The organism is Streptomyces sp. NPDC059443 (assembly GCF_042750105.1).
GTDB lineage: Bacteria > Actinomycetota > Actinomycetes > Streptomycetales > Streptomycetaceae > Streptomyces.
Genome location: NZ_JBHYVM010000032.1, coordinates 36,811 through 61,911, shown reverse-complemented (window position 1 = coordinate 61,911; position 25,101 = coordinate 36,811). Strand labels below are relative to the sequence as shown.

Sequence of the window (25,101 nt, the reverse complement as noted above, 5' to 3'; positions counted from 1 at the left end):
CCCGTCGGTTCCGGCGGCGGGTCCCTCAGTCGCGGCCCAGGATGACCGTGCCCGAGGAGCAGAACCAGCCGCCGGTGCCCGAGGCGAGGGCCACGCGGGGGAGGGCGCCGCCGGGTTTGCGGACCTGGCCCGCGCCCGCCTCGCCGCGGAGCTGGCGTACGGCCTCGACCAGCAGGAACAGGCCGCGCATGCCCGGGTGGCAGGCGGACAGGCCGCCGCCGTCGGTGTTGACCGGGAGTTCGCCGTCCCGGAGGAGGCGGCCCTTCTCGACGAAGGCGCCGCCTTCGCCCTTGGCGCAGAAGCCCAGGTCTTCCAGGGTCACCAGGGTCATGTAGGTGAAGGCGTCGTAGATCTCGGCCAGGTCGACGTCCGCCGGGGTGAGGCCGGCGCGGGCGAAGGCCCGGCGGCCGGAGACCGCCGCCGGGGAGACCGTGAAGTCCTCCCACTCCGACATCGTGGTGTGGGAGACGGAGGTTCCCGAGCCCAGGATCCAGACCGGCTCCTTCGCCGTGTCCGGTACGTAGTCCTCCGCGGCGAGCAGCACCGCGCAGCCCCCGTCCGAGCGGATGCAGCAGTTCAGCTTCGTGAAGGGGTCCGCGATCATTCCGGAGGACAGGACGTCCTCGACCGTGATGGGGTCGCGGAACATCGCGTCCGGGTTGGTGGCGGCGTTCGCCCGTGCCTGGACCGCCACTTCGGCGAGCTGCTCCAGCGTCGTGCCGTACTCGTGCATGTGGCGGCGCGCGGCCATCGCGTACTTGGAGACCAGCGTGTGCCCGTACGGCACCTCGAACTGCAGCGGTCCCCGCGCCCCGAAGGAGAGGTTCGAGGTGCGGCGGCGGGCCTTGATGTCGGCGCGCGCGGTGGATCCGTAGACGAGGAGGACCGCGTTGGCGTGGCCGGCCGCGATGGCGTCGGCGGCGTGCGCGGCCATGACCTCCCAGGTGGAGCCGCCGACCGAGGTGGAGTCGACCCAGGTGGGGCGCAGGCCGAGGTACTCGGCGACCTCGACCGGGGCGAGGATCCCGAGGCCCGCCGAGGCGACCCCGTCGATGACCGAGCGGTCGAGGCCGGAGTCGGCCAGGGCGCGGCGGGCGGCCTGCGCGTGCAGCGCGTACGGGGTCGGGCCGTCGACCCGCCCGCAGTCGGAGAGGGCGACGCCGACGACGGCGACCCGGCGGCGGGGAGCGGCGGTGGCGGATGCGGCGGCGGAGAGAGGTCCAGGCATGGCTCGACGGTACAACTGACGTACCGTCAGATGCTAGAGGGGCTTCGACCGTCCCGCCCCCTGTCCATCTGTCCCGGCGGCACCTAACATGACGGCCCGTCAGATACGGGGAGGAGCCCGACGATGGATGCCGCCTTCACCGCGGAGCAGGACGAGATGCGCCGTACCCTGCGCGAGATCCTGGGCAAACGCTGTGGCCCGGACGAGGTCAAGGCCGCCGTGCGCACCGCCGACGGATACGACCGCGAGCTGTGGCAGCAGCTCGCCCGGCAGCTCGGGCTGCCGGGGATCGCCGTGGCCGAGGAGTACGGGGGAGTCGGCTGCGGCCCCGCCGACCTGGCCCTGGCCTGCGAGGAGACCGGGCGGGTGCTGCTGCCCTCGCCGCTACTGGCCACCGCCGTGCTCGCCGCGCCGCTGGTCACCGCCCTGGGCGACGCCGCCCAGCGCTCCGCCCTGCTGCCGCCGCTCGCGGCCGGCGGGCTGACCGCCACCCTCGCCGTACCCGGCCCGGCCCTGGCCACCGCCCTCGCGCTCACGGGCGACAACGCCCGGGGCGAGTGGGCCGGCGGCGGCCGGGCCGGCGGGGTGCAGGCCCGTGCGGTGGAGGGCGGCTGGAGGCTGTACGGGGAGGTGGCCCAGGTGCTCGACGGGCACAGCGCCTCGCTGCTGCTGGTCGCCGCCCACGCGGGAGGGTTCGCCCGCAGCCGCACCCTGCTGTTCCTCGTACGGGAGGACGCGCCCGGGCTGGTGCGCTCGCGCCAGACCACCCTCGACGAGACCCGCCCGCAGGGGCGGATCCAACTGAGGGACGTCGAAGCCGAGTTGCTGGGAGAGGGAAACGCCGGGGCGGGGGACGGCGACGTGCTCGCCGCGCTCGCCGCCGCCGGGCGCGGCGCCGCCACCGTGCTGGCCGCCGAGGCGGTCGGCGCGGCCGGGCAGGCGCTGGCCCGCACCGTGGAGTACGTACAGCAGCGCGAGCAGTTCGGCCGGGCCATCGGCTCGTTCCAGGCGGTCAAACACCGCCTCGCCGACCTCTACGTACAGGTCCAGGCGGCCAGGTCCGCCGCCTACTACGCCGCCTGGGACCCGGCACAGGGCGGACTCGCCCTCGCGCAGGCCCTGGAGGCCCTGCGGACCACCGCGGGCGAGGCGATCCAGCTGCACGGCGGCATCGGCTTCACCTGGGAGCACGACGCCCACCTCTACTTCAAGCGGGCGGCCGCCGACGAGCTGCTCTTCGGCCCCGTCCACCGGCTGCGCGCCCACGCCGCGGACGCCGCCGGACTGTTCGCCCCCGCCCTCCGGAACGAAGAGAAGAAGGTGGCCGTCTGATGGCTGCGACTCCCGCGACTCCGACTCCCGGTGTCGGCGTCAAGCTGATGCAGAAGGTCTCCTCGACCATGCTGTTCGCCAAGATCGCACCGCACTTCATCCCCGCCATGGACAAGGCGGTGCACAAGCTGACCCGCGGCAAGGTCATCCTCAGCGCCCAGATGCTCCCCGGCGTGATCCTCACCGCCAAGGGAGCCAAGACGGGCGAGCCGCGCGTCACCCCGCTCGCGTGCATGCCCGAGCAGGACGGCGTGAGCTGGCTGCTGATCGGCTCGAACTTCGGGCGCCCCGGACACCCGGCATGGACCGGGAACCTGCTCAAGAATCCGGACGCGGACGTGAGCTGGAAGGGGCAGGACATTGCCGTACGCGCCCGCCTGCTGGCGGGTGAGGAGCGCGAGGCGGCATGGCGGGCGGCGCTCAAGTTCTGGCCGCCGTACGCGACTTATCAGGCGCGCATCGAGCGTGAGATCCGGTTGTTCCGCCTGGAGCGTCGCTGATCGCGGCGGAGGTCCGGTGAAGCGGTGGAACGGCGGGCCCTGTGGTTCAGGGTCCGCCGTTCACTTCGTCGGCTTCTTGCCCGTGATGCCGAGGTGGACCAGGAGGGCCAGGTTCGGCTTCAGTTCGGCCTGCTTGACGCCCCAGGTCTGGAAACCCTTCTGGTGCGAGGCGACCGCGGCCAGCATGGCCACCAGTGAACCGGCCATCGCGGCCGGGCTGACGTCCTTGTCGACCTTGCCCTTGGCCTGGAGCTCCTTCATCGACTCCGTGAGGGAGTTGGTGACGGAGTTGAGGATCTTCATGCGGATCTTGTAGAACCGCTTGTCGCCCTCGGCCGCGCCCAGGTCGACGACCCGCAGGATCGCGTCGTTGCGCCGCCAGAAGTCCAGGAACCCCTCGACGAGTTCCTCGGCCGCCGCCCAGCCCGCCTTGCCGACCCACGCCCGGCCCTCGACCAACGAGGTGAGCTGCGCACCCTCGTTGGCCATGCGCTCGGCGATCTCCAGGACGGCGCCCTCGACGTCCGGGAAGTACTGGTAGAAGGTCGCGGGGGAGGTACCGGCCTTGCGGGCGACGTCGATCACCTTGACGTCGCGGTACGGCGAGGAGCTGAGCATCTCGCTGAGGCAGTCGAGCAGCTTCTGCCTCGTCGCCTGACCGCGCCGGCCGGCAACGCGGCCGTCGACGGTACGTACTTGTCCTGTCATGCCGTCAGCTTACCGAGGGGTGATCGGCGCGCGATTCGGCCGCCTGCAAATGGGGTTACGGGGCACCTGGCCTGGGCGTACGCCCGTCATGCCCCGGCCCCGCGGTGGATTTCGGCCGGTCGGGCCCACCGGGCGCGGCGTCCGGCTTCGGGTCGTATCCCCCGAATAGTCTTATCAACAGGCTGTGGACAAGTTTTCGGGCACATCATGATCCGGAGGACATGGCTGGGCGAGTACGGCGGAGGGTACACACCCTCGCACAACGGAAGGAACCGGTCTCATGGCCGCATTCGCGGAAGGCGCACCGTGCTGGGTCGATGCCTCCCTGCCGGACGTCGAAGCCGGCAAACGCTTCTACGGTGAGCTCTTCGGGTGGACCTTCGCCGACAGCGCGGGAGCCGAGTACGGCCACTACACCCAGGCCTACAGCCGCGGCCGCAACGTCGCCGCCCTCGCGCCCAAGCCCGACGGCCGGATGCCGACCGTCTGGGGGGTCTACCTCTACACGACCGACGCGTACGCCTGCGCGCAGCGCATCCGCGCCGCCGGCGGCCAGATGGTGATGGACCCGATGCCGGTCGGGCCCTACGGGACCGCCGCGATGGCCGCCGACCCCGGCGGGGCCGTCTTCGGGCTGTGGCAGCCCGGCACCCACCACGGTTTCGAGGCCCAGCGGGAGCCGTACACGTACTGCTGGACCGAGGTCTACACCCGCGCCCGCGACGCCGTGGACGCCTTCTACGCCAAGGTCTTCGGCTACGTCCCGCAGGACGAGGACGGGGACGGGGGAGGCGGGTCCGGCGGCTCCGACTACCGCGTCTGGTCCCCGCCCGGCAGCCCGGCCGGCCCGGCCGGTGCGGTGCTGGGCCGCAGCCTCATCAGCGACGCCTTCCCCGCCGCCATGCCCGCGCACTTCCTCGCGTACTTCGCCGTCCCCGACTGCGACCAGTCCGTCGCCATGGTCCAGCGGCTGGGCGGCCGGGTCACCGCGGATCCCTTCGACACCCCGTACGGGCGGATCGCGGTCGTCGCGGACAACCAGGGGGCGGTCTTCGGCCTGCTGTCGGAGCCGCGGACCCGGCCGGGGGCGTAGGCGCTCTCCCCGATGCGGCTCGGCGGCGCGGGCGGCGCGCGCAGCCCCGTACGCGCCCCGTACCGCGCCCCGTAGGGGAACCCGCGCCCGTACCCGGGGCCGGACCAGGCTCGGGCCTGACAGAATCGGGGCGTGTGTTTGTTGTAGGAGCGGGGGCCCGGGAGGGAACCCGTACGGGGATGGGTGTGGAGGCGAGTGGTGGAGCAGCTGACGCAGCACGACCCGAGACGGATCGGCCCCTTCGAGGTGCTGGGACGGCTCGGCGCCGGCGGCATGGGGCTGGTCTATCTCGCCCGGTCGGCGTCCGGACGGCGGGTCGCGATCAAGACGGTGCGCACCGAGCTCGCCGAGGACCAGCTGTTCCGCGTGCGCTTCACCCGCGAGGTGGAGGCCGCCCGCGCCGTATCCGGCTTCTACACCGCGGCCGTGGTCGACGCAGACCCGCGCGCGGCGGTGCCGTGGCTGGCGACCGCGTACGTACCGGCGCCCTCGCTGGAGGAGATCATCCACGAGTGCGGGCCCATGCCCGCCCAGGCCGTACGGTGGCTCGCGGCCGGCATCGCCGAGGCGCTCCAGTCCATCCACGGGGCGGGGCTGGTCCACCGCGACCTGAAGCCGTCCAACGTGCTGGTGGTCGAGGACGGGCCGCGCGTGATCGACTTCGGCATCGCCAGCGGGGTCTCCAACACCCGCCTGACCATGACGAACGTCGCCGTCGGCACCCCCGCCTACATGTCGCCCGAGCAGGCCAAGGACTCGCGCAGCGTCAAGGGCGCCAGCGACGTCTTCTCGCTCGGCTCGACGCTGGTCTTCGCCGCCACCGGGCACCCGCCGTACCACGGGGCGAACCCGGTGGAGACGGTGTTCATGCTGCTGCGCGAGGGCCCCAACCTGGAGGGGCTGCCCGAAGAGCTGCGCCCGCTCATCGAGTCCTGCATGCAGATGGACGCGACCCTGCGGCCCACCCCGGCCGACCTCCAGGCGCAGCTGGCCCCGCACCTCTTCGAGGGCGGCGACGAGAGCGGCACCGCCTCGGCGTGGCTGCCCCCGCGGGCCGTCGCGATGATCGAGGCCCGCCGGGCGGGCCACCGCAACGCCGCGGCCGCCGCGGCGGCGGCAGCGGCAGCCGCTTCGGCGGCGTCCGCGGCATCCTCCGCGGTCTCCTCCGCACCGGTGGTGCCGGGCCCCGCCCAGGCCCCCGCCTTCGCGCCCGCCGCCGGCCCCGCCGCCGGGCCCGTCACGCACCGCCGCCAGCGCGGCGGCCTGGACGCCTGGACGGACCCGCGGACCGGCCAGGCCCTCCCGCAGCGGCCCGAGCACCCCCCGATGGCGGCCCCCGGCGAGTCCGTCCGCCTCGGAGGTTCCCCGGTGCCGATCGGCCCCGGCCCCCACGCCTCCGTCTCCGCGCCCGCCGCCCACGCCGCCGCCGCGGACTCGGCGACCGGCTGGATCCGCCCGCCGGGCGGCGGCTCGGTGGCCGGCCCGGCGCCGGTGCCGGCCCTGCCGTCGTCGGCGGGGTCCGCGGGATCCGCTTCGGCTTCGGTACCCGGTCCCGGACCGGCCCCGGACAGCGGCCGCTGGCGGCCCTGGCGGTTCCGCATGTCGAACGAGGTCTGGGGCACCCCGACCGTCGCGGGCGAGCTGCTCTACGTCACCTCCTTCGAGGTCCACGCCCTGGACGTGGCCAGCGGCCGCCGCCAGTTCAAGACCCGTGACGTCGCCTGGTCCATGGCCGTCGCCGACGGCCGCATCCACGCCTCCGACGGCCCCTCCCTCTACGCGCTCGACGCCGTCGACGGCTCCGAGCGGTGGCGGCTGTCCACCGACGCCTGGGTGTACGCGCTGCGCGCCGACCGGGGCACCGTCGTCACCGCCACGCGCGGGGGCGGCGTACAGGCCTGGGAGGCGTCCAGCGGGCAGAAGCTGTGGGAACTCACGGGCGCGCAGAGCGACTTCGAGACCACCGAGGCGGCCCCCGTCCTCCACGACGGCACGGTCTACGTGTGGCAGGACGCCCGGCTGCGCGCCCTGGACGCCCGCTCCGGCCGCGAATCCTGGTCCTACCCGATCGGGGACGCGGGCTCCTGCGGGAACGTGCCCGTACGGGTCACCCCGGCGCCCGACGGCAACGTCTACGTGGCCGCCGGCACCCGCGTCCTGTCCATCGACCGGGCCTCGGGCCGGGTCCGCTGGCACTTCGAGGCCCCCGCCGTCTTCCTGGCGCCCCCGGCCTTCGCCCCCGGCGCGGCGGTCACGGGCGGCGGCGTCTACCTCGCCGACTACCTGGGCACCGTCTACGCCCTCGACGCGGCCACCGGCACCGACCGCTGGCGCATCGCCACCGAGCCCCGCCAGTCGGCCGACCCGGTCCTGGTCGCCGCGGGCAACGTCCACCTGGGTGCGGGCAGCGCCCTGTACACGCTCGACGCGGTCACCGGCACCCCGAAGTGGCGGTTCGCGGCGGGCGGCGAGATCACCGGCGCCCCGGCGGTCGCGGACGGCCGGGTCCACTTCGGCTCCGCCGACCACTGCCTGTACACCCTGGACGCGGCGGGCGGCCAGCTCCGCTGGAAGCTGGCCACCGGCGGGGAGATCACCGGAGCCCCGGTGGCGGAGGCGGGAGTGGTCTACGCGTGCAGCAAGGACCGCTGCGTCTACGCCCTGGACGCCGCCAAGGGCACGGGCACCCGTACGGCCGGTTGAGCTGCGGAGGGGTCGTGTCAGGGCCCCTCCGGGTCGCGCACCGTACCGGGAGTGACAGGATGGACCCCATGAGCAACGTATTCTTCGACATCACCATCGACGGCGAGCCCGCCGGCCGCATCGTCTTCAACCTCTTCGACGAGGTCGTCCCGAAGACCGCCGACAACTTCCGCCAGCTGGCCACCGGCCAGAACGGCTTCGGCTACGCCGGCTCCGGCTTCCACCGCGTCATCCCGCAGTTCATGCTGCAGGGCGGTGACTTCACCAACCACAACGGCACGGGTGGCAAGAGCATCTACGGCGAGAAGTTCGCCGACGAGAACTTCCAGCTGAAGCACGACCGCCCGTTCCTGCTGTCGATGGCGAACGCCGGCCGCAACACCAACGGCTCGCAGTTCTTCATCACCACCGTCCTGACCCCGTGGCTCGACGGCAAGCACGTCGTCTTCGGCGAGGTCGTCGAGGGCACGGACCTGGTCCAGAAGATCGAGTCCCTGGGCAGCCAGTCCGGCGCCACCCGCGCCAAGATCGAGATCGCCGCTTCCGGCGTCGTCGAGGCCTGATCCACACCTCCACCTTCACCGGTCGGCCGGCCCCGCCCCCTTCCCGGGGGCCGGGGCCGCCGTCACGTCCGTGGCGTCATCGCCGGGACGTCACGCCTGGGCCGGGATCGCCGGGCCGGGGGCGCCGAGGGCCGCCGCGACCCGCCTGGCCATGTCCGACTGGACGCGGCCCCAGCTGAAGCGCCAGGGTGTGGGCGCCGTCATCCGGACTTCCATCGACACCGTGAGGAAGTGCTTGCGGAGCGGCCCGGCGCTGATGTGCGTCCTGGGGACGGCCGACACGACGTGCTTGCCCGGCCGGCCGTTGTTGTTGTCGATGAGGAACAGCCGCTGATCGGTCAGCACCAGGAAGTAGGCCTTCGGCTTCAGCGCGACCAGTACCGTGCCGCCCGAGGCGATGCCGACGGCCACCGTGGCGGCCAGCTGCCGCTTGGCCGAAACCTTGCCTATCTGCACCACCTCGATCAGCTCGGCGACCTCGCCCGGGGCGAAGAGCGGGCCGGCGACTTCCATGCAGCGCTGGGCAGACTTCTGGTTCACGGCCGGTCCTCGCAGGGCAGGGGCGGAGCTGACGGCGCTCATCGTAGGGGCGCTGCTGACCTGCGGCAATGGCGGATTTCGGGGAGGTCGGAATCATCCGTTCCGTCCCGTCCGGCCGGGTGATCCGGTCCTGCGGGTGGTGTTCCGGGTGGTGGTGTTACGAGTGGTCCTGCGGCGGGGCCGGGGGCCAGGCGGCGGTGGCCGGATCCTGTGGGCCGGCGACGAGGTCGCGGTCCCGGTCCCGGTCGCGGTCCCGGCGGCGGGGGCGGCCGCTCATGACGACCGCCGCCAGCAGGATGAGCGCACCCGCGCCGAAGGCGCTCGCGAGGCCGTCTCCGAGGCCGAGGCCGTCGCCGCCGACCGAGAGGCTGCCCGCGGCCTGGCCCTGGCGGACCATCCAGAGCACGGCGAAGCCGAGGACGACGATCCCGGCGAGGGCCATGAGCAGCCGCGAGCGCAGCAGGACCGCGCCGATGGTGAGCAGGGCGGCGAAGGCGAACGGCAGCAGGAGCGAGCCCAGCAGATCGGCCTTGGCGTCGGTGATCCCGGCGGCGGTGAAGAGCTCCTGGACGCGGTAGTCGCGTCCGTGGCGGCCGTCGTACCAAGCGCGGAAGGGGCTCCAGACGGCGACCGTCGCCCCGACCAGACCCATCAGCGAACCGAGTGCGTTGCGGATCATGCCCGGCCCTCCGGGGGAGTGGGTCTTGATCGGGATCTCGATCTGAATCTGGATCCCGACGCTACGCCCAGCCCCCGGAGCCCGCACGTCAGGCGCGGAACACCCGCTCCACCGGCGGCCCGGCCAGGAGCGACGCCGTGTGGGACAGCGCGTGGGCGAGGTGCGGGGAGGCCAGGTGGGCCCGCCAGGACGGCTCGTCCGCCCACTCCTCCAGGATCACCCAGGCACCCGGGGTGGCCGGGTCCTCGTACGCGCCGTAGGAGATGTTGCCCGGCTCCGCCCGGGTCGGGGCGACCATGGCGAGGGCCAGGGCCCGGACCGCCGCCTCCTGGCCCGGGAGGGCCCGGAGGGTGACGGCCGCCGTCAGGGCCGCCGCCGGTACCCCCGTAACCGGCGGCGTGGCCGTCGCGACGGTTCCGGTCGTCGGGCCGGTCAGCGGGCCGGTCATCGTGCCGCCACCTCGGCCTTCGCCTTGAGCGCGCCGAGCAGGTCCCGCACCAGGCCGATGGTGGTCTCGTCGGTCAGGTTTCCGTTCTCGTCGAAGCGCTCGTAGGAGCGGAACACCTGCACCTCGGGCTTGACGACCACGTCGCTGTCCGTCCACACGAACACCTGGCGCAGCGCCAGCTGCGCACGGACCGTGCCGAAGTTGGTCGGGGCGGCGCCCAGGATCGCGACGGGCTTGCGGTGCAGCGGCAGGCCCTCCTGCTTGGTCCAGTCGGTGCTGACCCAGTCGATGGCGTTCTTGAGGGTGCCGGGGATGGAGTAGTTGAACTCCGGGGTGGCGATCAGCAGGCCGTCGGCCTCGGTGATGAGCCGGCGCAGTTCGGTGACGGCGGCCGGGCGGTCCTGCGGGTTGTCGAGGTCCTGGTCGTAGGGCGGGATCTCGCGCAGGCCCTCGTAGATCTCGATGTCGAGCCCGCCGGGCTGGTGCTTGCGGGCGGCGTGCAGCAGGGCGGTGTTGTGCGAGTCGGCGCGGAGGCTGCCGGAGATGGCCAGGATCTTGAAGTTAGCGGTTTCCGCAGACATGGGGTCCCCCCTCGGGACGTGGTGCCGGCCGCCGCCCGGTGCGGCTTCCGACAGGCATCACACTAAACCGTGTAGTTCAGTCTCCGCAACTACACCGTTTGGTTTAGTTGCGGGATAGGGTGGTCCGCATGTCCACCCCGGCCCCCACCCCGGCCCCCACTCCGGCCCCTCCCAAGCGGCGCGCCATCGCCGACGCCGCCTACGCCGAGTTCCTCGTCGGCGGCTACTGCGCCGCCTCCGTGGACGCCATCGCCGCCCGCGCGTGCGTCTCCAAGCCCACCGTGTACAAGCACTTCGGCAGCAAGGAGCGGCTCTTCCTGGAGGTCGTCGGCGGGGTGCTCGGGGCTGCCTACGCCGAGCTGGAACCCTGCCCCGCGACCCTCGTCGCCGCCCCCGACCTGCGCGCAGCCCTGGTGGAGGTGCAGTACCGCTGGGCGCGCCGGCTGGTCTCCGCCGAGCTGATGTCGCTGCGCCGCCTCGTCATCGGCGAGGCCGAGCGCTTTCCGCAGCTCGGCCGGCTCTGGTACGAGCGCAGCCGCGCGGCCATCGACACCCCGCTCGCGGCGGCCGTCGAGGCGCTCGGGGCGCGCGGAGCGCTCCTCGTGCCGGACGTGGAACTCGCCGTACGGCAGCTCGTCGCGCTGACCGTGTCGGTGCCGCAGCTCACCCAGACCTTCGACCCCGGCCACGTGCCCACGGAGGCGGGATTGCGGGCCGTCGTGGCCGGGGGAGTCGAGGTGTTCCTCGCCCGCTACGGCGTCCTGATGCAGCCCTGATAACGTGCCGCAGTTGTTCCAGGGGAGGGAGTGGCCATGCGCGTCACGGCGCGGCGGGTCCGGTTCACGGCGGTACTGGCGGGCGCGGTGCTCGCGCTGACCGGGTTCTCGTCTTCGGGTGGTGGCCACGGTAAGAGCAACAGCGGTGGCGGGGGCGGTTGTTCCAGCTCGAAGTCGGACGGCAACCGCACCACGCGGACGAACTACGGCAGCACCGGCGGTACTACCGGCGGCGGCAGCGGCGGCAGCACCGCGACGCCGACCGCCACCCCATCCCCGACCCCGACGGCCGTGCCCACCCGCGGCTAGGGCCGCTGCGAGCCCGGGCCGCTCGCCAGGGCGCGGGCGGGCGGCCCGTCCACCCGCCCCTACGGGAACTCACCGCACCCGCGGCTCCGCCGCCGTCCCCCGGCGCCCCGCGAACAGCTCCGCCTGCCGCTCCGGGCTCAGGTTCCCCAGCGTGATCAGCCCCGGGGCCTGGGACAGGGCCTGGTGCAGGGCCGCCTGCTTCGCCGACCACAGGGCGCGGACCGTGCCCTGCACGGCCTCCGTCGGGAAGCCGGCCAGGGTCTCGGCCGCGCGCAGGGCCGTCGGGAGGAGGGCGTCCGGCTCGGCGAGCTCCGAGACCAGCCCGATCTCGTACGCCCGCCGCGCGGAGAGCCGTTCCGCCGTGCCCATCAGGGACATCCGGGCGGCCTCGCCGAAGGGCATGCGCTGGGCCATGTAGACGGCCTCGTAGGCGCTGACCATGCCGTAGCTGGTGTGCGGGTCGAAGTACGTCGCGGAGTCCGAGGAGATGATGAACTCCGACTCGCCCAGCAGGTAGAACGCCCCGCCGCACGCCATGCCGTTGACGGCGGCGACCACCGGTTTCCACAGGTCGTTCGCCTTCGGGCCGATGGCGACGAGCGGGTCGTCCACCGAGTACGGGGAGGACGGCTGCGGCACCGAGACGCTCCGGTCGATGCCCGTGCAGAAGGCCGCCCGCCCGGCGCCCGTGAGCACGATCGCCCGTACCTCGTCCTCGTAGCGGAACTCCCGCCACACCGCCGCCAGTTCTGCGGCGGTCTCCAGATCGATCGCGTTGTGCTTGCGCTCCCGGTCGAGGGTGACGACCGCGACCCCGGTGGCGCCGTCGATGGACCGCTCCACCCGCAGGGTCATGACTTCTCCAGCACCCAGCGCGGCACGGACACCCCGCCCGTCTCGGTGAACACCACCTGGACCCGCGCCCCGATGCGCAGCCGCGCCGGGTCCACGGAGTCCAGCGGGGCGTCGGCCGAGGTCACGAGGTTCCCGACGAGCCGGATGTGGGGGGCGTCGACGAGCTCCACGAGGATCACGTTGTACGGGGCCTGCGCGGCGTACGCGGGAAGCAGCGGCGGGTGCGGCCGCACGTACGACCAGATCCGGCCCCGGCCGCTCACCGGGAGCCACTCGGAGTCGAAGGACCGGCAGTGCGGGCAGCAGGGGCGGGGCGGGAAGCGGAGCTTGCCGCAGGCGGGCTCGGCGCAGGCCTGGATGCGGAGTTCGCCCTGGGCGGCGTACTCCCAGAAGGGGGCTCCGTCCTCGTCGGGGACGGGGAGGAGCAGTTCGTCGGCGGTGGCCGGGGCGGCCGGGGCCGTGGGGGTGGCCGTGGTGGCCGGGGTCGTCGTCATGGTGGCTCGCTCCTCAGGCTCGCAGCAGGATCGCGGACGTCGGGACGCCCTCGCCCGCCGTCACCAGGCAGGTCGAGGCGTCGGGCACCTGGGCGGTGGAGATGCCGCGCAGCTGCTTGACCCCCTCGTTGATCAGGTTGAAGCCGTGGACGTAGGCCTCGCTGAGGCCGCCGCCGCCCGTGTTGATGGGCAGCCGGCCGCCCATCTCCAGGGCTCCGCCCTCGGTGAAGGCGGCGCCCTCGCCGCGCCCGCAGAAGCCGTAGCCCTCCAGGGAGAGCGGGATCAGGGGGGTGAAGGCGTCGTAGATCTGGGCGACGTCCACGTCCTGCGGCCCGAAGTCGGCCTGCTTCCAGAGGTGCCGGGCGGCGGTCCACGCGGGCCCCGACAGCGGGTCGTCGTTCCAGTAGTTGACCATGCCGTGGTGCTGGGAGGGCAGGCCCTGGGCGACGGAGTGGACGTACACGGGCTTCTGGCGGCAGTCGCGGGCGCGCTCGGCGCTGACGATGACGCAGGCCAGCGCCCCGTCCGTCTCCAGGCAGTTGTCGAAGAGGCAGAGCGGGTCGCTGATCATGCGCGAGGTCATGTACATCTCGCGGGTCAGCGGCCGGTCGTACATCATCGCGGCCGGGTTCTCGTTGGCCCGGTTGCGGCAGGCCATCGCGACGTTGAAGAGGTGGTCGCGGGTGGCCCCGTACTCGTGCATGTAGCGGCGGGCCAGCATCCCGATCTCGTCGGCGGGGCGCAGCAGCCCGAAGGGGCGCGTCCACTGGCCGGGGGTGGGGAGCTGGACGGCCGTGTTCTTCCACGGGCGGGGGCCGGAGCCGCGCTTGCGGGAGCGCCAGGCGACGCCGACGCTCGCCTGCCCGGTGGCGACGGCCGCGGCCAGGTGGCCGACGGTGGCGCAGGAGCCGCCGCCGCCGTAGCCGATCTTGGAGAAGAAGGTGACGTCGCCCGCGCCGATGGCTTTGGCGACCTCGACCTCGTCGGTCTCCTCCATCGTGTACGAGGAGAAGGCGTCGACCTCGGACGGGTCTATGCCCGCGTCGGCAAGCGCCGCGAGTATGGCCCGGCAGGCCAATTCCTTTTCGGACTGCGGCAGTTGTTTGGCAAAGGCGGTCTGCCCGATGCCGACTATCGCCGTAGCGTCCTTGAGCGTTGCCGCCATCGCCACCTCCGGGGTGCACCAGTACTGACAGCCGCGAAGGCTACAGCTAATCTGACGGATAGTCAGCTACTGGTGTTGCAGGGAGGGGCGGGCGATGGGTGAGGTCGAGGTCGAGGGCGTGAGCGGCATGGACGCGGAGTCGGGCGGAGGCGGCCGGGGCGCGCCTTCGTGGACCAGCATCGGCGGTCTCGTACGCGATGCCGCCGTCCGCTACGCCACCCGCGAAGCCGTGGTCGACGGCCGCGTCCGGATCGACTACGCGCAGCTCGGCGAGCGCGTCGAGCGGGCCGCCGCCGCCTGCATGGCCGCCGGGATCGAACCGGGGGACCGGGTCGCCGTCTGGGCGCCCAACACCCTCGAATGGATCGTCTCCGCCCTCGGCGCGGTCTCCGCGGGGGCCGTGCTCGTCCCCCTCAACACGCGTTTCAAGGGCGCCGAAGCCGCGTACGTCCTCCAGCGCAGCCGCGCCCGGCTCCTCTTCGTCACCGGCACCTTCCTCGGCACCTCCTACGTCGCCTCCCTGCGCCGCGCCGCCGCCGAAGGACCCGGCTCCGGGCCGCTGCCCGGCCTGCCCCACCTGGAGCAGGTCGTCGTCCTGTCCGACGACGCCCCGGACTCCTTCCGCACCTGGAAGGAGTTCCTGACCGGCGGGGACTCCGTACCGGCCGAGGCGGTCAGCGCCCGCGTCGAGGCCGTCCCCGCGTCCGCCCCCTCGGACATCATCTTCACCTCGGGCACCACCGGCAGCCCCAAGGGCGCCGTGATCACCCACGCCCAGTCCCTGCGCTGCTACGACGTGTGGAGCGAGCTCGCCGGACTGCGCGAGGGCGACCGCTACCTGATCGTGAACCCCTTCTTCCACACCTTCGGCTACAAGGCCGGCATCATCGCCTGCCTGATGCGCGGGGCCACGATGGTCCCCCAGCCCGTCTTCAACGTCGACACCGTCCTCGCCAACGTCGCCGCCGAGCGGATCTCCGTACTCCCCGGCCCGCCCACCCTCCACCAGTCCCTCCTGGACCACCCCCAGCGCGACCACCACGACCTCTCCGCCCTGCGCCTGGTCGTCACCGGCGCCGCCGTGGTCCCGCTCCAGCTCGTCGAGCGCCTCCGCAGCGAGCTCCACATCTCGACCGTGCTCACCGCGTACGGGCTCTCCGAGGCCAGCGGGGTCGTCACCATGTGCCGCCGCGGCGACCCGGCGGAGGTCATCTCGGCCACCTCCGGGCGGGCCATCCCCGGCACGGAGCTCCGCATCGCCGGGACCGACGGAGAAGCCCTGCCCACGGGCCGGGCCGGCGAGGTGTGGGTGCGCGGCTACAACGTCATGCAGGGCTACTTCGAGGACGAGGCCGAGACCGCCGAGACCATCACCCCCGAGGGCTGGCTCCGCACGGGCGACGTCGGGGTCCTCGACCCCGCCGGGAACCTGCGCATCACCGACCGGATCAAGGACATGTTCATCGTCGGCGGCTTCAACGCCTACCCCGCCGAGATCGAGCAACTCATCGGCCTCCACCCGGACATCGCCGACATCGCGGTCGTGGGCATCCCGGACGCCCGCCTCGGCGAGGTCGGCAAGGCCTACGCGGTCCGCCGGCCCGGCGCGGTCCTCACGGCCGACGACCTGATCGCGTGGTCCCGCCGCGAGATGGCCAACTACAAGGTCCCGCGAGAGGTGGAGTTCGTCACCGAACTCCCGCGCAACGCGAGCGGCAAGATCCTCAAACGCGAACTCCGGGCACGCTGAAACCTGCCGGAACCTGCCGGAACCCGGAAGCGAGGACCCGCCCACAGTTGCCGGACCTCGCGATCGCCCGCTCGGCCGCGGCTGGCGGAAGCTGGGGAGTGAGGTGGCATGGCGCCTCATGCGGCGGGGCGGGGGAGTCCGGTGGGGGTGCGGGGGAAGTCATATCAGGGGAGCGGCAGACCGGCGGTGCCCGAGGCGGGGGGCCGGCGGTCCGGGGGGTGGCGGTCGAGAGTCCTGGCGACCGTGCTGGGGCTGGTCGCGGCGGTGTGCTGCTGGTTCGTGTTCACCGCGTGGCTGCCGGCCGACGTCCAGCGGTACGCGGACTACGCGGCGGCCCGGCCGTGCGCCGACGGCGGGACGCACATGGACGAGGAGCGGGCGGAGTGTCTGGCTTCCGTCCCGTTCGCCGTCCAGAGCACGGTCATCCAGAACGGTAAGAGCCCCAACTACCAGGCGACCGTGTTCGATGGGTCCATCACGCCTCGGGTGGTGTCGTTCGGCGATCCGGGGCCGCTGCTCAGCCGGCTCCGGTCGGGGGACGTCGTGACCGTCACCATCTGGCGGGGCGAGATCGTGGTCCTGGAGAAGGGAGGTGTGCGGCAGAGCACCAGCGACGCACCTCGCGACGAGGCCCAGGTGACGGCCGCGCTCGGCACCTTCGCCGGGCTGATGGCGGCTCTCGGGCTGGCCGTGGGGCTGGGCGTGGGGCCGCCCGAGCACCGCCGGAGCCGGTTCTCCGTCTGGCACGCCGCCGCCAAGCCGCTGGCCCTGATGGCGATGCTGATCTGCGCGGCCGCCGCGACCGTCACCCTGCTGCTGGGCGTCCCGTGGTGGGTCGTGCCCGCCACCGCCGCGCCGGTCACGGTGGCCGGGGCCCTGGCCGTGGCGCGCTACCGGTAGCCGACTACCGGTGGTCGGCCGCCGCCGCGTAGCAGCGCACGGTGACCGTCCGGTCGGGGCTCCACCGGTGCTCGACCGTGGCCAGCAACTCCCAGCCCAGACGCTCGTACAGCGCGGCTGCCGCGGTGTCCTCGATGCCCACGCCCTCGCGACCGCTCCACAGGGCGGATGCCGCATCCCCGAGCCGCTGCGGCGGGACTCTCTCGATTCACCGGAGCATGGAAGCACAGCGCCCCGCCTCGCCCCGCCGCGCCAGGACCAGGCGCCAGCGGGGGGTGCCGTCCGGGCGGTGGCCGAAGTGGGGGAGCGGGACGGTCTCCACCGTGAAGCCGGCCGTCCGCAGGTCGGTGCGGACCCCGCCCAGCGGGAAGGTCCGGTAGTACATGACGAACGGCGGCCGCCAGACGGCGTTGCGCACCCGCATCGCCGCGTCGAAGCCCGTCACCGCCCACCAGGCCGGGTGGCCGGGCGGGATCGGGGCGCCGATGGGGAAGGCGAAGACGCCGCCGGGGCGCAGGGACCGGTGGATCCCGGAGAACAGGTCCGGCCGCTCGGCCGGGAGGAAGTGGCCGAAGGCGCCGAAGCTGACCGCCAGGTCGTACGAGTCCCCGAGCGCGGCCGGGAGCGCCCGCGCGTCGGCCCGTAGGAAGTCGACCCGGTCGTCGGCGTGGGCCCGGCCGGCCTCCGCCAGCATCCCGGCGCTCAGGTCCACCCCGGTCACCCGGTCCCGGCACAGCCGCCGCAGCATCCCGATGCCGGCGCCCGTGCCGCAGCACACGTCGAGTCCGGCGCCGAAGGCGCCTTCGCGGTCCGCGAGGGTCTCCTCGACCGCGTCGAGCATCCGGTCGGGGGTCCGGAACGGGGTCCGGTCGAACTTGGGCGCCAGCAGGTCGTAGCCCCGCTCGATCGAGGACAGGGCCTGCACGGCCAGTTCGCGGAGGGTCGGGCCCTGGGAGGTGAACACACGGCCAGCCTAGTGACGGGGAGGGGTCGCGGCGGGCATTTCGGGACCTTCGTCCCCGGGCAAAACGGGCATCACGTGACGTAAGCTTCCATGAAACGCTTTGCCGACCCTTGGGGATTTCGTGACGAGTGCCATACGGAGCGAGGTGCCGCTCCAGCGCGTGGGCCGGAGCTCGGCGGCCGGCAGCGCACTGGAGAAGACCTTGCGGATCACGGAGGCGCTGACCGCCTCCGGCGGGCCCCACCGGCTCGCCGAGCTGGCCGCGGCCTCCGGAGTACCCAAGTCCAGCACCTACCGGATCCTGGTCTCCCTCGTCGAGCAGGGCTACGCCGTCACCGACGGCGAGGGCAGCTACGGCATCGGCCTGCGCCTGCGCACCCTCGCCTCCCAGATCTCCTCCGACCGGCCCGAGGGCATCGTCGAACTGCTGGAGTTCCTCCAGAAGTGCACCGGCCAGGCCGTCCACCTGGCACTGCGCAGCGGCAACGCGCTCACGTACATCCGCAAGGTGGAGAGCGAGCAGCCCTTCCGGACCTCCTCGCGCGTCGGCATGCGCGTCCCCCTGCACGCCACCGCCGTCGGCAAGGCCGTCCTCGCCCACCTCCCGCCGCAGGAGGCCGAGGGGATCGTCGGCGCCACCGGCATGCCCCCGCTGACCCGGCGGACGCTCACCGAGCGGGCGCGCCTCGCGGAGGAACTGCGGAGGGTCCGGGAGCGCGGCTACGCCGTCGACGACGAGGAGAGCGAGTCCTCCGTCCGCTGCCTCGGCGTGGCCGTCTTCGACCGGGACGGGGTGCCGGTGGGCGGGGTGAGCCTGAGCACCGTCACGTTCCTGACCTCGCGGGAGGAGCTGGAGCGGTTCGCACCGGCGCTGTTGGAGGCCGCGCGGGGCGTGGAGCGGCTGCTCCGGCTGGGGTGATCCGCCTGGGCTGAGCCGCGGGCGTACGGAGCCACCCGCATCCGGCTGGGCTGATTCAGACGTGGGTATGCGACGGCCGCGGTGGTCCCCCTCCTGGCCACCGCGGCCGCCGTCCCCCGTACCCCCCGTTGGGTCCCCCGGTACCCCCGTACCCCCCGTGGGTTCCCCCGTGGTCGTGTGCCGCCGTTAAGGCAGCGTGCCCGTCGCGTGGTTGTCGAGCGTCACGATCTGCTCATCCGCCAAGGAGACCGACGCGTCCGATGCCACCGCGAGCGGTTCGCCCGTGGCGTGGTTGTCCAGCGGCTTCATTTCGATGCCGGTGGCGTGGTTGTCCATCGGCTTGAGGTCGCCGTCGTTCGGCAGGATGTTCTCGTTCGTCGTCATCACGCACTCCTGAAGATGGATTGGACCCGTTCGGCGATTCCCCCGCGGACCGCCGAACGGGCGGTCCAGCCGACCCGCTTCCCCCCCCGGTGTGACGAGTCGATGTACTTACTTTGACCCGACACGATAAACGAACGATGAACGCCTCGTTCAGCGGGCGGCCGGGGGCGGCCGGCGCCTGGTCAGGCCGCGATCTCGGCCGCCAGCAGCGCCCGTACCTCGGCCAGTTCGGACGAGCCCAGCTGCGCGAAGACCGCCTCCGCGTCCCGCCAGCACACCCGCGCCCGGTCCCGCTGCCCCAGCCGCCGCAGCGCCCGGCCCAGGACCATCAGGACGCACGCCCGCCGCCACTCGCCGCCCATCACGCGCAGCGCCACGGCCTGTTCGGCGTGCGCGGCCGCCAGCGTGGCCCGGCCGGCCGACAGCTGGACCTCCGCCAGCCTGAAGTGGGTGATGCCCTCCCACAGCGGCTGGCGGTTGTCGTGGAACAGCGCCAGCGCGGCCGTCAGCTGTACGAGCGCCTCGGTGGTCCGGCCGGCCTGGGTGAGGGCGATGCCCAGCGCGTAGCGGCCGTTGGCCAGGCGCAGGGTGAGCCCCATCCGGTCGTAGATGGCGATGCCCTGCTGGGCGAGGTCGATGGCGCTGGTGAGCCGGCCCAGCTCCACGTGGATGCGGGAGAGGTTGCACAGGGCGCTGGCCTCGCCCACGTGGTTGTCGTCGGCCCGGAAGTTGGCGATGGCCTCCAGCAGGTAGCGCTCGCCGTCCTTGTAGCGGCCCTCGTAGAGGGCGATGATCCCGCGGTCGTTGGGCGCCCAGCAGCTGGGCAGCGGGTCCCCGGCGGCGCGGGCGAGCAGCGTGGCCTGGCGGGCCTCGTCGTCGGCCTCGGCGAACCGGCCCGCGATCAGGTGGGTGTTGGTGAGGGTGGTACGGGCGCGGCCCTCGGCGTGCGGGTCCTTCGCGGCGTGCGCGGCTTCGCACAGGGCGCTGGCGGCCCACTCGTACTGCTTGGAGTTGGCCCCCGACTCGGCGAGGTCCTTGGCGGCCCACAGCAGGTCCACGGCCCGGCGCAGCACGTCCGCCTGGCCGGTGGTGCGCACGGCGGCCTGCCGGACGCACGCGAGCAGCGGGTCGGCTTCGGCGTACAGCCAGTCCTGGGCGGCGTGCGGCTCGGTGAAGACCAGCCCGGGGTAGCGGGTGGCGGACAGGTGGGCGACGAGCCGGTCGCCGGGGCGCTCCAGGCCGTACACCCCGCCGGCGGTGGCGAGGTAGAAGTCGAGCAGCCGGTCGAGGGCGGCCTCGCGCTCGCTCGGGGGCTGCTCGTCGCGCTCGGCGCACGCACGCGCGTAGAGGCGTACGAGGTCGTGGAAGCGGTAGCGGCCGGGCGCGGCCGATTCGAGCAGGGAGCAGTCGACGAGGGCTTCGAGGAGGTCCTCGGTCGCGTGCTCCGGCAGGCCCATGACGGCGGCGGCCGCCGCGAGGGAGATGTCCGGCCCGTCGGCGAGGCCCAGGAGGCGGAAGGCGCGCTGCTGCGCGGGCTCCAGCTGCCCGTAGCCGAGCTCGAAGGTGGCCTTGACGGCGAGGTCGCCGGCCTGGAGCTCGTCCAGACGGCGGCGCTCGTCGGCCAGCTTGGCGGCGAGGACGGAGACCGTCCAGGTGCGGCGGGCGGCGAGGCGGGAGGCGGCGATGCGGATCGCGAGCGGCAGGAAGCCGCAGGCGCCGACCACGTCGAAGGCGGCCTGGCGCTCGGCGCCGACCCGCTCGGCCCCGACGATCCGGGTGAACAGCTGGAGGGCCTCCTCCGGGCTCATCACGTCGAGGTCGACGAGATGGGCGCCGGCCAGGCCGGCCATGCGGACCCGGCTGGTGACGAGGGCGGCGCAGCCGGCGGTGCCGGGCAGCAGCGGGCGGACCTGGGCGGCGTCGCGGGCGTTGTCGAGGAGGACCAGGACGCGGCGGCCGTCGAGGGTGGAGCGGTAGAGCGCGGCCCGTTCGGCGGGGGAGTCGGGGATCGCGGTGTCGGGGGTGCCGAGCGCCCGCAGGAAGGAGCCGAGGACGGCCTCGGGCTCGGCGGGGCGGGCCTCGGTGCCCTGGAGGTCGACGTAGAGCTGCCCGTCGGGGAAGTGCGGACGCGCGGCGTGCGCGACGTGCACGGCGAGGGTGGTCTTGCCGACGCCGCCGATGCCGGCGAGCGCGGAGACGGCCATGACCTGGCCTTCGATGCTGGAGAGGATCTCGCCGAGTTCGTGGACGAAGCTGGCGCGGCCGGTAAAGTCGGCGACGGTGGCAGGCAGTTGGGCGGGCCTTACGTGTACGGGTGCGGATGCCGGGGCCGGGTCCTCGGCATGGGCGAGTTCGGCGTCGGCGCGCAGGATGCGCTGCTGGAGGGCGGAGAGTTCGGGGCGCGGGTCGACGCCGAGCTCGTCGGCGAGGAGCCGGCGGGTGTCGGCGTAGACGGCGAGGGCCTCGGCCTGGCGGCCGCTGCGGTAGAGGGCGAGCATCAGCAGCTCGCGCAGCCGCTCCCGCAGGGGGTGGGCGGCGGTGAGGGCGGTGAGCTCGGAGACGGCCTCGGCGTGGTGGCCGAGCTCCAGGTCGAGGTCGAGGCGGGTCTCCAGCAGCTGGAGGCGCCACTCGGCGAGCCGGGTGCGCTCGGTGTCGGCGTGCGGTCCGGGTACGCCGGCCAGCGGTTCCCCGTCCCACAGGTTCAGCGCGCGGGCCAGCAGCGTACGGGCGAGCGCGCGGTCCCCCTTCTCGCCGCGCGCGGCCTCGGCGTCGGCGGCCAGCGCGCGGGCGATGCCGAGGTCGAGGGCCTCGGGGTGGGGCAGGCGGACGGCGTAGCCGCCGGCGTCGCTGACGAGGAGCCCGGGGTCGAGGATCTTGCGCAGGCGGGAGGCGTACGTACGGATGGTGGCGAGCGCCTGCTGCGGCGGGTCCTCGCCCCAGATGGCGTCGATCAGCTCGGGCGCGGTGGCGGTCCGCCCGTCCCGGAGCAGCAGCACGGCGAGCAGCGCCCGCTGCTGGGGGGTCCCGGAGGGCAGCACCTCGGGCCCGCGCCAGGCGCGGATGGGCCCGAGGACGGCGAAGCGGTTGCCCCCGGGTGCGGGGGCTTCGGCGGTGGCTCCGGTTCCGGCCTCGGCTCCGGTTCCGGCCTCAGCTCCGGTTCCGGCCTCGACTCCCGTTCCCGCGGCTGCGGTTCCGGCCCCGGGGTGGTTCCGCTGGTGCGGGATGGCCGGTATGCCGTCCATCTGGCGTCCCCCCTGCCTTCCGTAGGTGTAATGGTCAGTCTGCCCTGTGTTGCGCGTACACGTCAGTCCGAAGCGGACCCAGTCCGCTCGGATCCGGAACCCCGGCCCGGCCGGATCCGGAACCCGGTGCCGCGTCAGGCGACGTTCGCCGCGTCCAAAGAGCTGACGGTTCGTCAGATTGGCGCTACCGTGAGGGCATGGAGACCTTCCCGAAGATCATCTCGGTGGACGACCACACGGTTGAGCCCCCCAACGTCTGGCGGGACCGGCTCCCGTCCAAGTACCACGACGTCGGCCCCCGCGTCGTCCGTGCCCCCTTGAAGGAAATGACCTTCCTCGGCGGCAAGTTCGCACCCGTCATGGGCGCCAAGGGCGACGACGGCCCCATAGGCGACTGGTGGGTGTACGAGGACCTGCACCGACCCCTCACCCGCCTCGACACGGCCGTCGGCTACGACCGCGACGAGATCAAACTCGAAGTCATCACGTACGAGCAGATGCGCCCGGGATCCTTCTCGGTTCCCGACCGGCTCGCCGACATGGACGTCAACCACGTCCAGTCGGCCTTGTGCTTCCCGACCTTCCCGCGCTTCTGCGGCCAGACCTTCACGGAGGCCAAGGACCGCGAGCTCGGGCTGCTCGGTGTGCGCGCGTACAACGACTGGATGGTGGAGGAGTGGTGCGGCCCCGACGCCGCCGGCCGCCTCATCCCCCTCACCCTGATCCCCCTCTGGGACGCCCGCCTCGCCGCCGCCGAGGTCCGCCGCAACGCTGCGCGCGGCGTGCGCGCGGTCGCCTTCTCGGAGATCCCGCCCCACCTGGGCCTCCCCTCCATCCACACGGACGAGTGGGACCCCTTCCTGGAGGCGTGCAACGAGACCGGCACGGTCATCGCCATGCACATCGGCTCCTCCTCGCGCATGCCGTCCACCTCGGCCGACGCCCCGCCGGCCGTCGGCTCCACCATCACCTTCGCCAACTGCTGCTTCTCGATGGTGGACTGGCTGATGAGCGGCAAGTTCGAGCGCTTCCCGAACCTCAAGATCATGTACGCGGAGGGTCAGATCGGCTGGATCCCGTACATCCTGGAACGGGCGAACGTGGTCTGGGAGGAGAACCGCGGCTGGGGCGGCGTGGCGGACAAGGTCCTGCGCCCGCCCTCCGAACTGTTCGCGGAGCACGTCTTCGGCTGCTTCTTCGACGACGCCTTCGGCCTGAAGAACCTGGACTCGATCGGCGTGGCCAACGTCCTCTACGAGACCGACTACCCCCACTCGGACTCCACGTGGCCCAAGTCCCGCGAGGTCGGCGAGTCCCAAATGGGCCACCTGGCCCCGGACGTGGTGGACCGCATCGTGCGCGGCAACGCGATCGACCTGCTGGGCCTGACCCCGGAAGGGCTCTGGCCGGGGGCGTAGCGGTGTGACGGGACGTGCGCGGGCCCCGGAGGCGCGATGGGAGCGCCTCCGGGGCGGGGACGGCCGGGATGCACCTTGCGGTGGCCGCCGTGCGCAGGGCATGCTTCGCCACAGCAAAGTGGGGAGGGTGTCTGTGGTGGACAAGCGGACCGTGGTGACCGCGGTGTTGTGCGCTGTGGCGGCGCTGGGTGCGTCCGCGGCGATGACGAAGGTGGTGCCCGCGGCGGACGGCAAGGCCTCCGCGCACGCGAAAGCTGCGCCCCCGACGACGTCCTCCACCGCCCGCCCGTCGCAATCGCAATCATCCAAAAAGCCTCAGCTGTCCGCCGGCCCCAGCCCCCGCCCGACCGGGTCCCTCACCAAGCCCGGCGGGTCCGTGCCCTTCGCCGGGGCGCTGTTCGAGGGCGAGGTGACCGGGAATCACTTCTGCACGGCGACCGTCGTGCACAGCCCCGGGCGGAATCTGATCGTCACCGCGGGCCACTGCCTGTCCTCGGGCCGGGTCAGCGGAGCGGGTGCGATCTTCGCACCCGCGTACGCGGACGGGCGCGCCCCGTACGGCACCTGGAAGCTAGAGGAGGTCTTCGAGGACACCCACTGGTCCGACGGCACGAACGAAGACTTCGACCTCGCCTTCGCCCGCCTCGCCCCCGACGCCTCGGGCCGCAACATCGAGGACGTCACCGGCGCCGCCGTCCTCGACACCACGGGCCGCTCCGGCGAGGAGGTCACGGTGACGGGCTACCCGGCGGACCGCAAGGTCGCGCGCACCTGCACGTCCCGCGCGATCCGCGACACCCCGACGGAACAGCGCTTCGACTGCGCGGACTTCCCGGGCGGCACGAGCGGGAGTGCGTGGATCGCCGCCGACGGGAAGATCATCGGCATCCTGACGGGCGGCGACACGGACGACGTCTCGACGAGCACGATCCTGAACGACTACGCGGCGAAGCTGTACGCGCGGGCGACGGGCGCCGGGTCAGGCCAGTAGCCCCAAGTGCACTGGCTCGGCGGGCGCTTCATCGAGCAGCTCCGCGAGCCGCGGGGGCCACAGGGGCTCGCCCAGCGTGGCGAGGTTCCGCCGCGAGAGCCACCGCCAGTGGGCCTCGGGGTACTCCGGGACGGGGTCGCGCAGCGGCCCGGCGGTGACGTAGATGTGCTCGTGCTGGCGGACGGGAACGCCCTGGTACGTGAAGTCGTGCTCCCAGGTGCACAACAACCGCTGCGGTTCCAGATCGGTCCACCCGGTCTCTTCCCGCAACTCCCGCCGCACGCACTCCTCGGGCGTCTCCCCGGGATCGATCCCCCCGCCCGGCGGCAACCAGTGGATGCCGACCTCTACGTTGTTCTCCCGGAACAGAAACACCGAACCGGCGGGATCGACGACGACAATTCTTGCGGCCTGCCGTGGAGTTCGCATCAGACCAGCGTACGACGGCGCCTGCGGCGACGGCAGTGCTTTGACGGGCACACGGGGCGGGGGCTGCGGGGGCGGGGCGATGGCTTCGAGGGTCCCTGGGTGCGTCCCTCCAGCCCAGTGCCACCTTTTC

The 25,101-nt window shown here is 73.1% G+C and carries 26 protein-coding genes; 12 read left to right on the top strand and 14 right to left on the bottom strand.

Features of this window, described 5'->3' with window-relative positions; translation table 11 throughout:
* Nucleotides 1-25: 25 nt before the first annotated feature.
* Entirely contained in the window at nt 26-1,228 is a 1,203-nt protein-coding gene (locus ACFXDJ_RS27245) for an acetyl-CoA acetyltransferase (protein WP_384850593.1), read from the bottom strand.
* A gap of 123 nt (nt 1,229-1,351) precedes the next feature.
* On the opposite strand from ACFXDJ_RS27245, the gene ACFXDJ_RS27240 reads away from it, so the two are divergent.
* Together ACFXDJ_RS27240 and ACFXDJ_RS27235 are read left to right on the top strand one after the other, a co-directional pair.
* Nucleotides 1,352-2,560, top strand: a complete 1,209-nt coding sequence (locus tag ACFXDJ_RS27240) for an acyl-CoA dehydrogenase family protein (protein WP_384658046.1) — start codon at nt 1,352-1,354, stop codon at nt 2,558-2,560.
* Nucleotides 2,560-3,060, top strand: a complete 501-nt coding sequence (locus tag ACFXDJ_RS27235; RefSeq protein WP_384850590.1) for a nitroreductase family deazaflavin-dependent oxidoreductase — start codon at nt 2,560-2,562, stop codon at nt 3,058-3,060. The genes ACFXDJ_RS27240 and ACFXDJ_RS27235 overlap by 1 nt, the downstream gene beginning before the upstream one ends.
* A gap of 60 nt (nt 3,061-3,120) precedes the next feature.
* Here the strand turns inward: ACFXDJ_RS27235 and ACFXDJ_RS27230 are convergent, their stop codons facing one another.
* A complete protein-coding gene (locus ACFXDJ_RS27230; RefSeq protein ID WP_214947757.1) occupies nt 3,121-3,768 on the bottom strand; it encodes a TetR family transcriptional regulator in 648 nt (215 codons plus the stop codon).
* A 280-nt stretch (nt 3,769-4,048) separates the two neighbouring features.
* Between ACFXDJ_RS27230 and ACFXDJ_RS27225 the strand changes: the two genes are divergently transcribed.
* The 3 genes from ACFXDJ_RS27225 (at nt 4,049) to ACFXDJ_RS27215 (ending at nt 8,127) form a co-directional block, all read left to right on the top strand.
* Complete coding sequence (locus tag ACFXDJ_RS27225) at nt 4,049-4,861, top strand: VOC family protein (protein ID WP_384850587.1); 813 nt, start codon at nt 4,049-4,051, stop codon at nt 4,859-4,861.
* 198 nt (nt 4,862-5,059) lie between these two features.
* Nucleotides 5,060-7,564, top strand: a complete 2,505-nt coding sequence (locus tag ACFXDJ_RS27220; protein WP_384850583.1) for a serine/threonine-protein kinase — start codon at nt 5,060-5,062, stop codon at nt 7,562-7,564.
* A gap of 68 nt (nt 7,565-7,632) precedes the next feature.
* Entirely contained in the window at nt 7,633-8,127 is a 495-nt protein-coding gene (locus ACFXDJ_RS27215) for a peptidylprolyl isomerase (RefSeq protein WP_384660556.1), read from the top strand.
* A 90-nt stretch (nt 8,128-8,217) separates the two neighbouring features.
* Here ACFXDJ_RS27215 and ACFXDJ_RS27210 read toward each other — a convergent pair whose 3' ends face one another.
* The 4 genes from ACFXDJ_RS27210 to ACFXDJ_RS27195 all read right to left on the bottom strand — a co-directional run bounded on the left by ACFXDJ_RS27210 (nt 8,218) and on the right by ACFXDJ_RS27195 (nt 10,375).
* Nucleotides 8,218-8,667, bottom strand: a complete 450-nt coding sequence (locus tag ACFXDJ_RS27210; RefSeq protein ID WP_384660553.1) for a hypothetical protein — start codon at nt 8,665-8,667, stop codon at nt 8,218-8,220.
* Between the two features lie 157 nt (nt 8,668-8,824).
* Nucleotides 8,825-9,346 (bottom strand): hypothetical protein, encoded by a 522-nt coding sequence (locus tag ACFXDJ_RS27205; RefSeq protein ID WP_384850580.1) that lies wholly within the window; start codon nt 9,344-9,346, stop codon nt 8,825-8,827.
* 88 nt (nt 9,347-9,434) lie between these two features.
* Nucleotides 9,435-9,794, bottom strand: a complete 360-nt coding sequence (locus tag ACFXDJ_RS27200) for a putative quinol monooxygenase (RefSeq protein ID WP_384850577.1) — start codon at nt 9,792-9,794, stop codon at nt 9,435-9,437.
* Complete coding sequence (locus ACFXDJ_RS27195; RefSeq protein ID WP_384660545.1) at nt 9,791-10,375, bottom strand: NADPH-dependent FMN reductase; 585 nt, start codon at nt 10,373-10,375, stop codon at nt 9,791-9,793. The genes ACFXDJ_RS27200 and ACFXDJ_RS27195 overlap by 4 nt, the downstream gene beginning before the upstream one ends.
* Nucleotides 10,376-10,503: 128 nt before the next feature.
* Between ACFXDJ_RS27195 and ACFXDJ_RS27190 the strand changes: the two genes are divergently transcribed.
* Nucleotides 10,504-11,151, top strand: coding sequence for a TetR/AcrR family transcriptional regulator (locus ACFXDJ_RS27190; protein ID WP_384660542.1), 648 nt, complete (start codon nt 10,504-10,506; stop codon nt 11,149-11,151).
* 36 nt (nt 11,152-11,187) lie between these two features.
* On the top strand, nt 11,188-11,460 hold the full coding sequence (locus ACFXDJ_RS27185; RefSeq protein ID WP_384660539.1) for a hypothetical protein: 273 nt from the start codon (nt 11,188-11,190) through the stop codon (nt 11,458-11,460).
* Between the two features lie 69 nt (nt 11,461-11,529).
* On the opposite strand, the gene ACFXDJ_RS27180 is transcribed toward ACFXDJ_RS27185, so the two are convergent.
* Genes ACFXDJ_RS27180 through ACFXDJ_RS27170 form a run of 3 tightly spaced genes read right to left on the bottom strand, consistent with a single transcriptional unit; the run spans nt 11,530 to nt 13,974 of the window.
* The gene (locus ACFXDJ_RS27180; RefSeq protein ID WP_384660536.1) at nt 11,530-12,315 is read right to left on the bottom strand and encodes an enoyl-CoA hydratase/isomerase family protein; all 786 of its coding nucleotides are present in this window, start codon (nt 12,313-12,315) and stop codon (nt 11,530-11,532) included.
* Nucleotides 12,312-12,809 (bottom strand): Zn-ribbon domain-containing OB-fold protein, encoded by a 498-nt coding sequence (locus tag ACFXDJ_RS27175; RefSeq protein WP_384850574.1) that lies wholly within the window; start codon nt 12,807-12,809, stop codon nt 12,312-12,314. Before ACFXDJ_RS27175 ends, ACFXDJ_RS27180 begins: the two co-directional genes overlap by 4 nt.
* A 13-nt stretch (nt 12,810-12,822) precedes the next feature.
* Nucleotides 12,823-13,974 (bottom strand): lipid-transfer protein, encoded by a 1,152-nt coding sequence (locus ACFXDJ_RS27170; protein ID WP_384850571.1) that lies wholly within the window; start codon nt 13,972-13,974, stop codon nt 12,823-12,825.
* A gap of 127 nt (nt 13,975-14,101) precedes the next feature.
* On the opposite strand from ACFXDJ_RS27170, the gene ACFXDJ_RS27165 reads away from it, so the two are divergent.
* Together ACFXDJ_RS27165 and ACFXDJ_RS27160 are read left to right on the top strand one after the other, a co-directional pair.
* Nucleotides 14,102-15,724 (top strand): FadD3 family acyl-CoA ligase, encoded by a 1,623-nt coding sequence (locus ACFXDJ_RS27165; protein WP_384660561.1) that lies wholly within the window; start codon nt 14,102-14,104, stop codon nt 15,722-15,724.
* A gap of 243 nt (nt 15,725-15,967) precedes the next feature.
* Nucleotides 15,968-16,624 carry a hypothetical protein gene (locus tag ACFXDJ_RS27160; RefSeq protein WP_384660527.1) on the top strand — a complete coding sequence of 219 codons (657 nt, stop codon included), beginning with the start codon at nt 15,968-15,970 and terminating at the stop codon, nt 16,622-16,624.
* 4 nt (nt 16,625-16,628) lie between these two features.
* Here ACFXDJ_RS27160 and ACFXDJ_RS27155 read toward each other — a convergent pair whose 3' ends face one another.
* A complete protein-coding gene (locus ACFXDJ_RS27155) occupies nt 16,629-16,766 on the bottom strand; it encodes a hypothetical protein (RefSeq protein WP_384660524.1) in 138 nt (45 codons plus the stop codon).
* Nucleotides 16,767-16,832: 66 nt separating this feature from the next.
* Nucleotides 16,833-17,588, bottom strand: coding sequence for a class I SAM-dependent methyltransferase (locus tag ACFXDJ_RS27150; RefSeq protein ID WP_384850568.1), 756 nt, complete (start codon nt 17,586-17,588; stop codon nt 16,833-16,835).
* Between the two features lie 121 nt (nt 17,589-17,709).
* Between ACFXDJ_RS27150 and ACFXDJ_RS27145 the strand changes: the two genes are divergently transcribed.
* Nucleotides 17,710-18,507 carry an IclR family transcriptional regulator gene (locus ACFXDJ_RS27145; RefSeq protein WP_384658756.1) on the top strand — a complete coding sequence of 266 codons (798 nt, stop codon included), beginning with the start codon at nt 17,710-17,712 and terminating at the stop codon, nt 18,505-18,507.
* A gap of 186 nt (nt 18,508-18,693) precedes the next feature.
* On the opposite strand, the gene ACFXDJ_RS27140 is transcribed toward ACFXDJ_RS27145, so the two are convergent.
* Both ACFXDJ_RS27140 and ACFXDJ_RS27135 read right to left on the bottom strand, forming a co-directional pair.
* Nucleotides 18,694-18,891, bottom strand: coding sequence for a hypothetical protein (locus ACFXDJ_RS27140; RefSeq protein WP_384658758.1), 198 nt, complete (start codon nt 18,889-18,891; stop codon nt 18,694-18,696).
* A 182-nt stretch (nt 18,892-19,073) separates the two neighbouring features.
* Nucleotides 19,074-22,133 (bottom strand): BTAD domain-containing putative transcriptional regulator, encoded by a 3,060-nt coding sequence (locus tag ACFXDJ_RS27135; protein ID WP_384658761.1) that lies wholly within the window; start codon nt 22,131-22,133, stop codon nt 19,074-19,076.
* 197 nt (nt 22,134-22,330) lie between these two features.
* Here ACFXDJ_RS27135 and ACFXDJ_RS27130 point away from each other — a divergent pair, with 197 nt between their 5' ends.
* The gene (locus ACFXDJ_RS27130) at nt 22,331-23,551 is read left to right on the top strand and encodes an amidohydrolase family protein (protein WP_356515637.1); all 1,221 of its coding nucleotides are present in this window, start codon (nt 22,331-22,333) and stop codon (nt 23,549-23,551) included.
* Nucleotides 23,552-23,678: 127 nt separating this feature from the next.
* The gene (locus tag ACFXDJ_RS27125; protein ID WP_384658764.1) at nt 23,679-24,542 is read left to right on the top strand and encodes a trypsin-like serine peptidase; all 864 of its coding nucleotides are present in this window, start codon (nt 23,679-23,681) and stop codon (nt 24,540-24,542) included.
* Here ACFXDJ_RS27125 and ACFXDJ_RS27120 read toward each other — a convergent pair.
* Nucleotides 24,531-24,971, bottom strand: coding sequence for an NUDIX hydrolase (locus ACFXDJ_RS27120; RefSeq protein ID WP_384658767.1), 441 nt, complete (start codon nt 24,969-24,971; stop codon nt 24,531-24,533). The two genes, ACFXDJ_RS27125 and ACFXDJ_RS27120, sit on opposite strands and share 12 nt — an antisense overlap.
* Nucleotides 24,972-25,101: the final 130 nt, after the last annotated feature.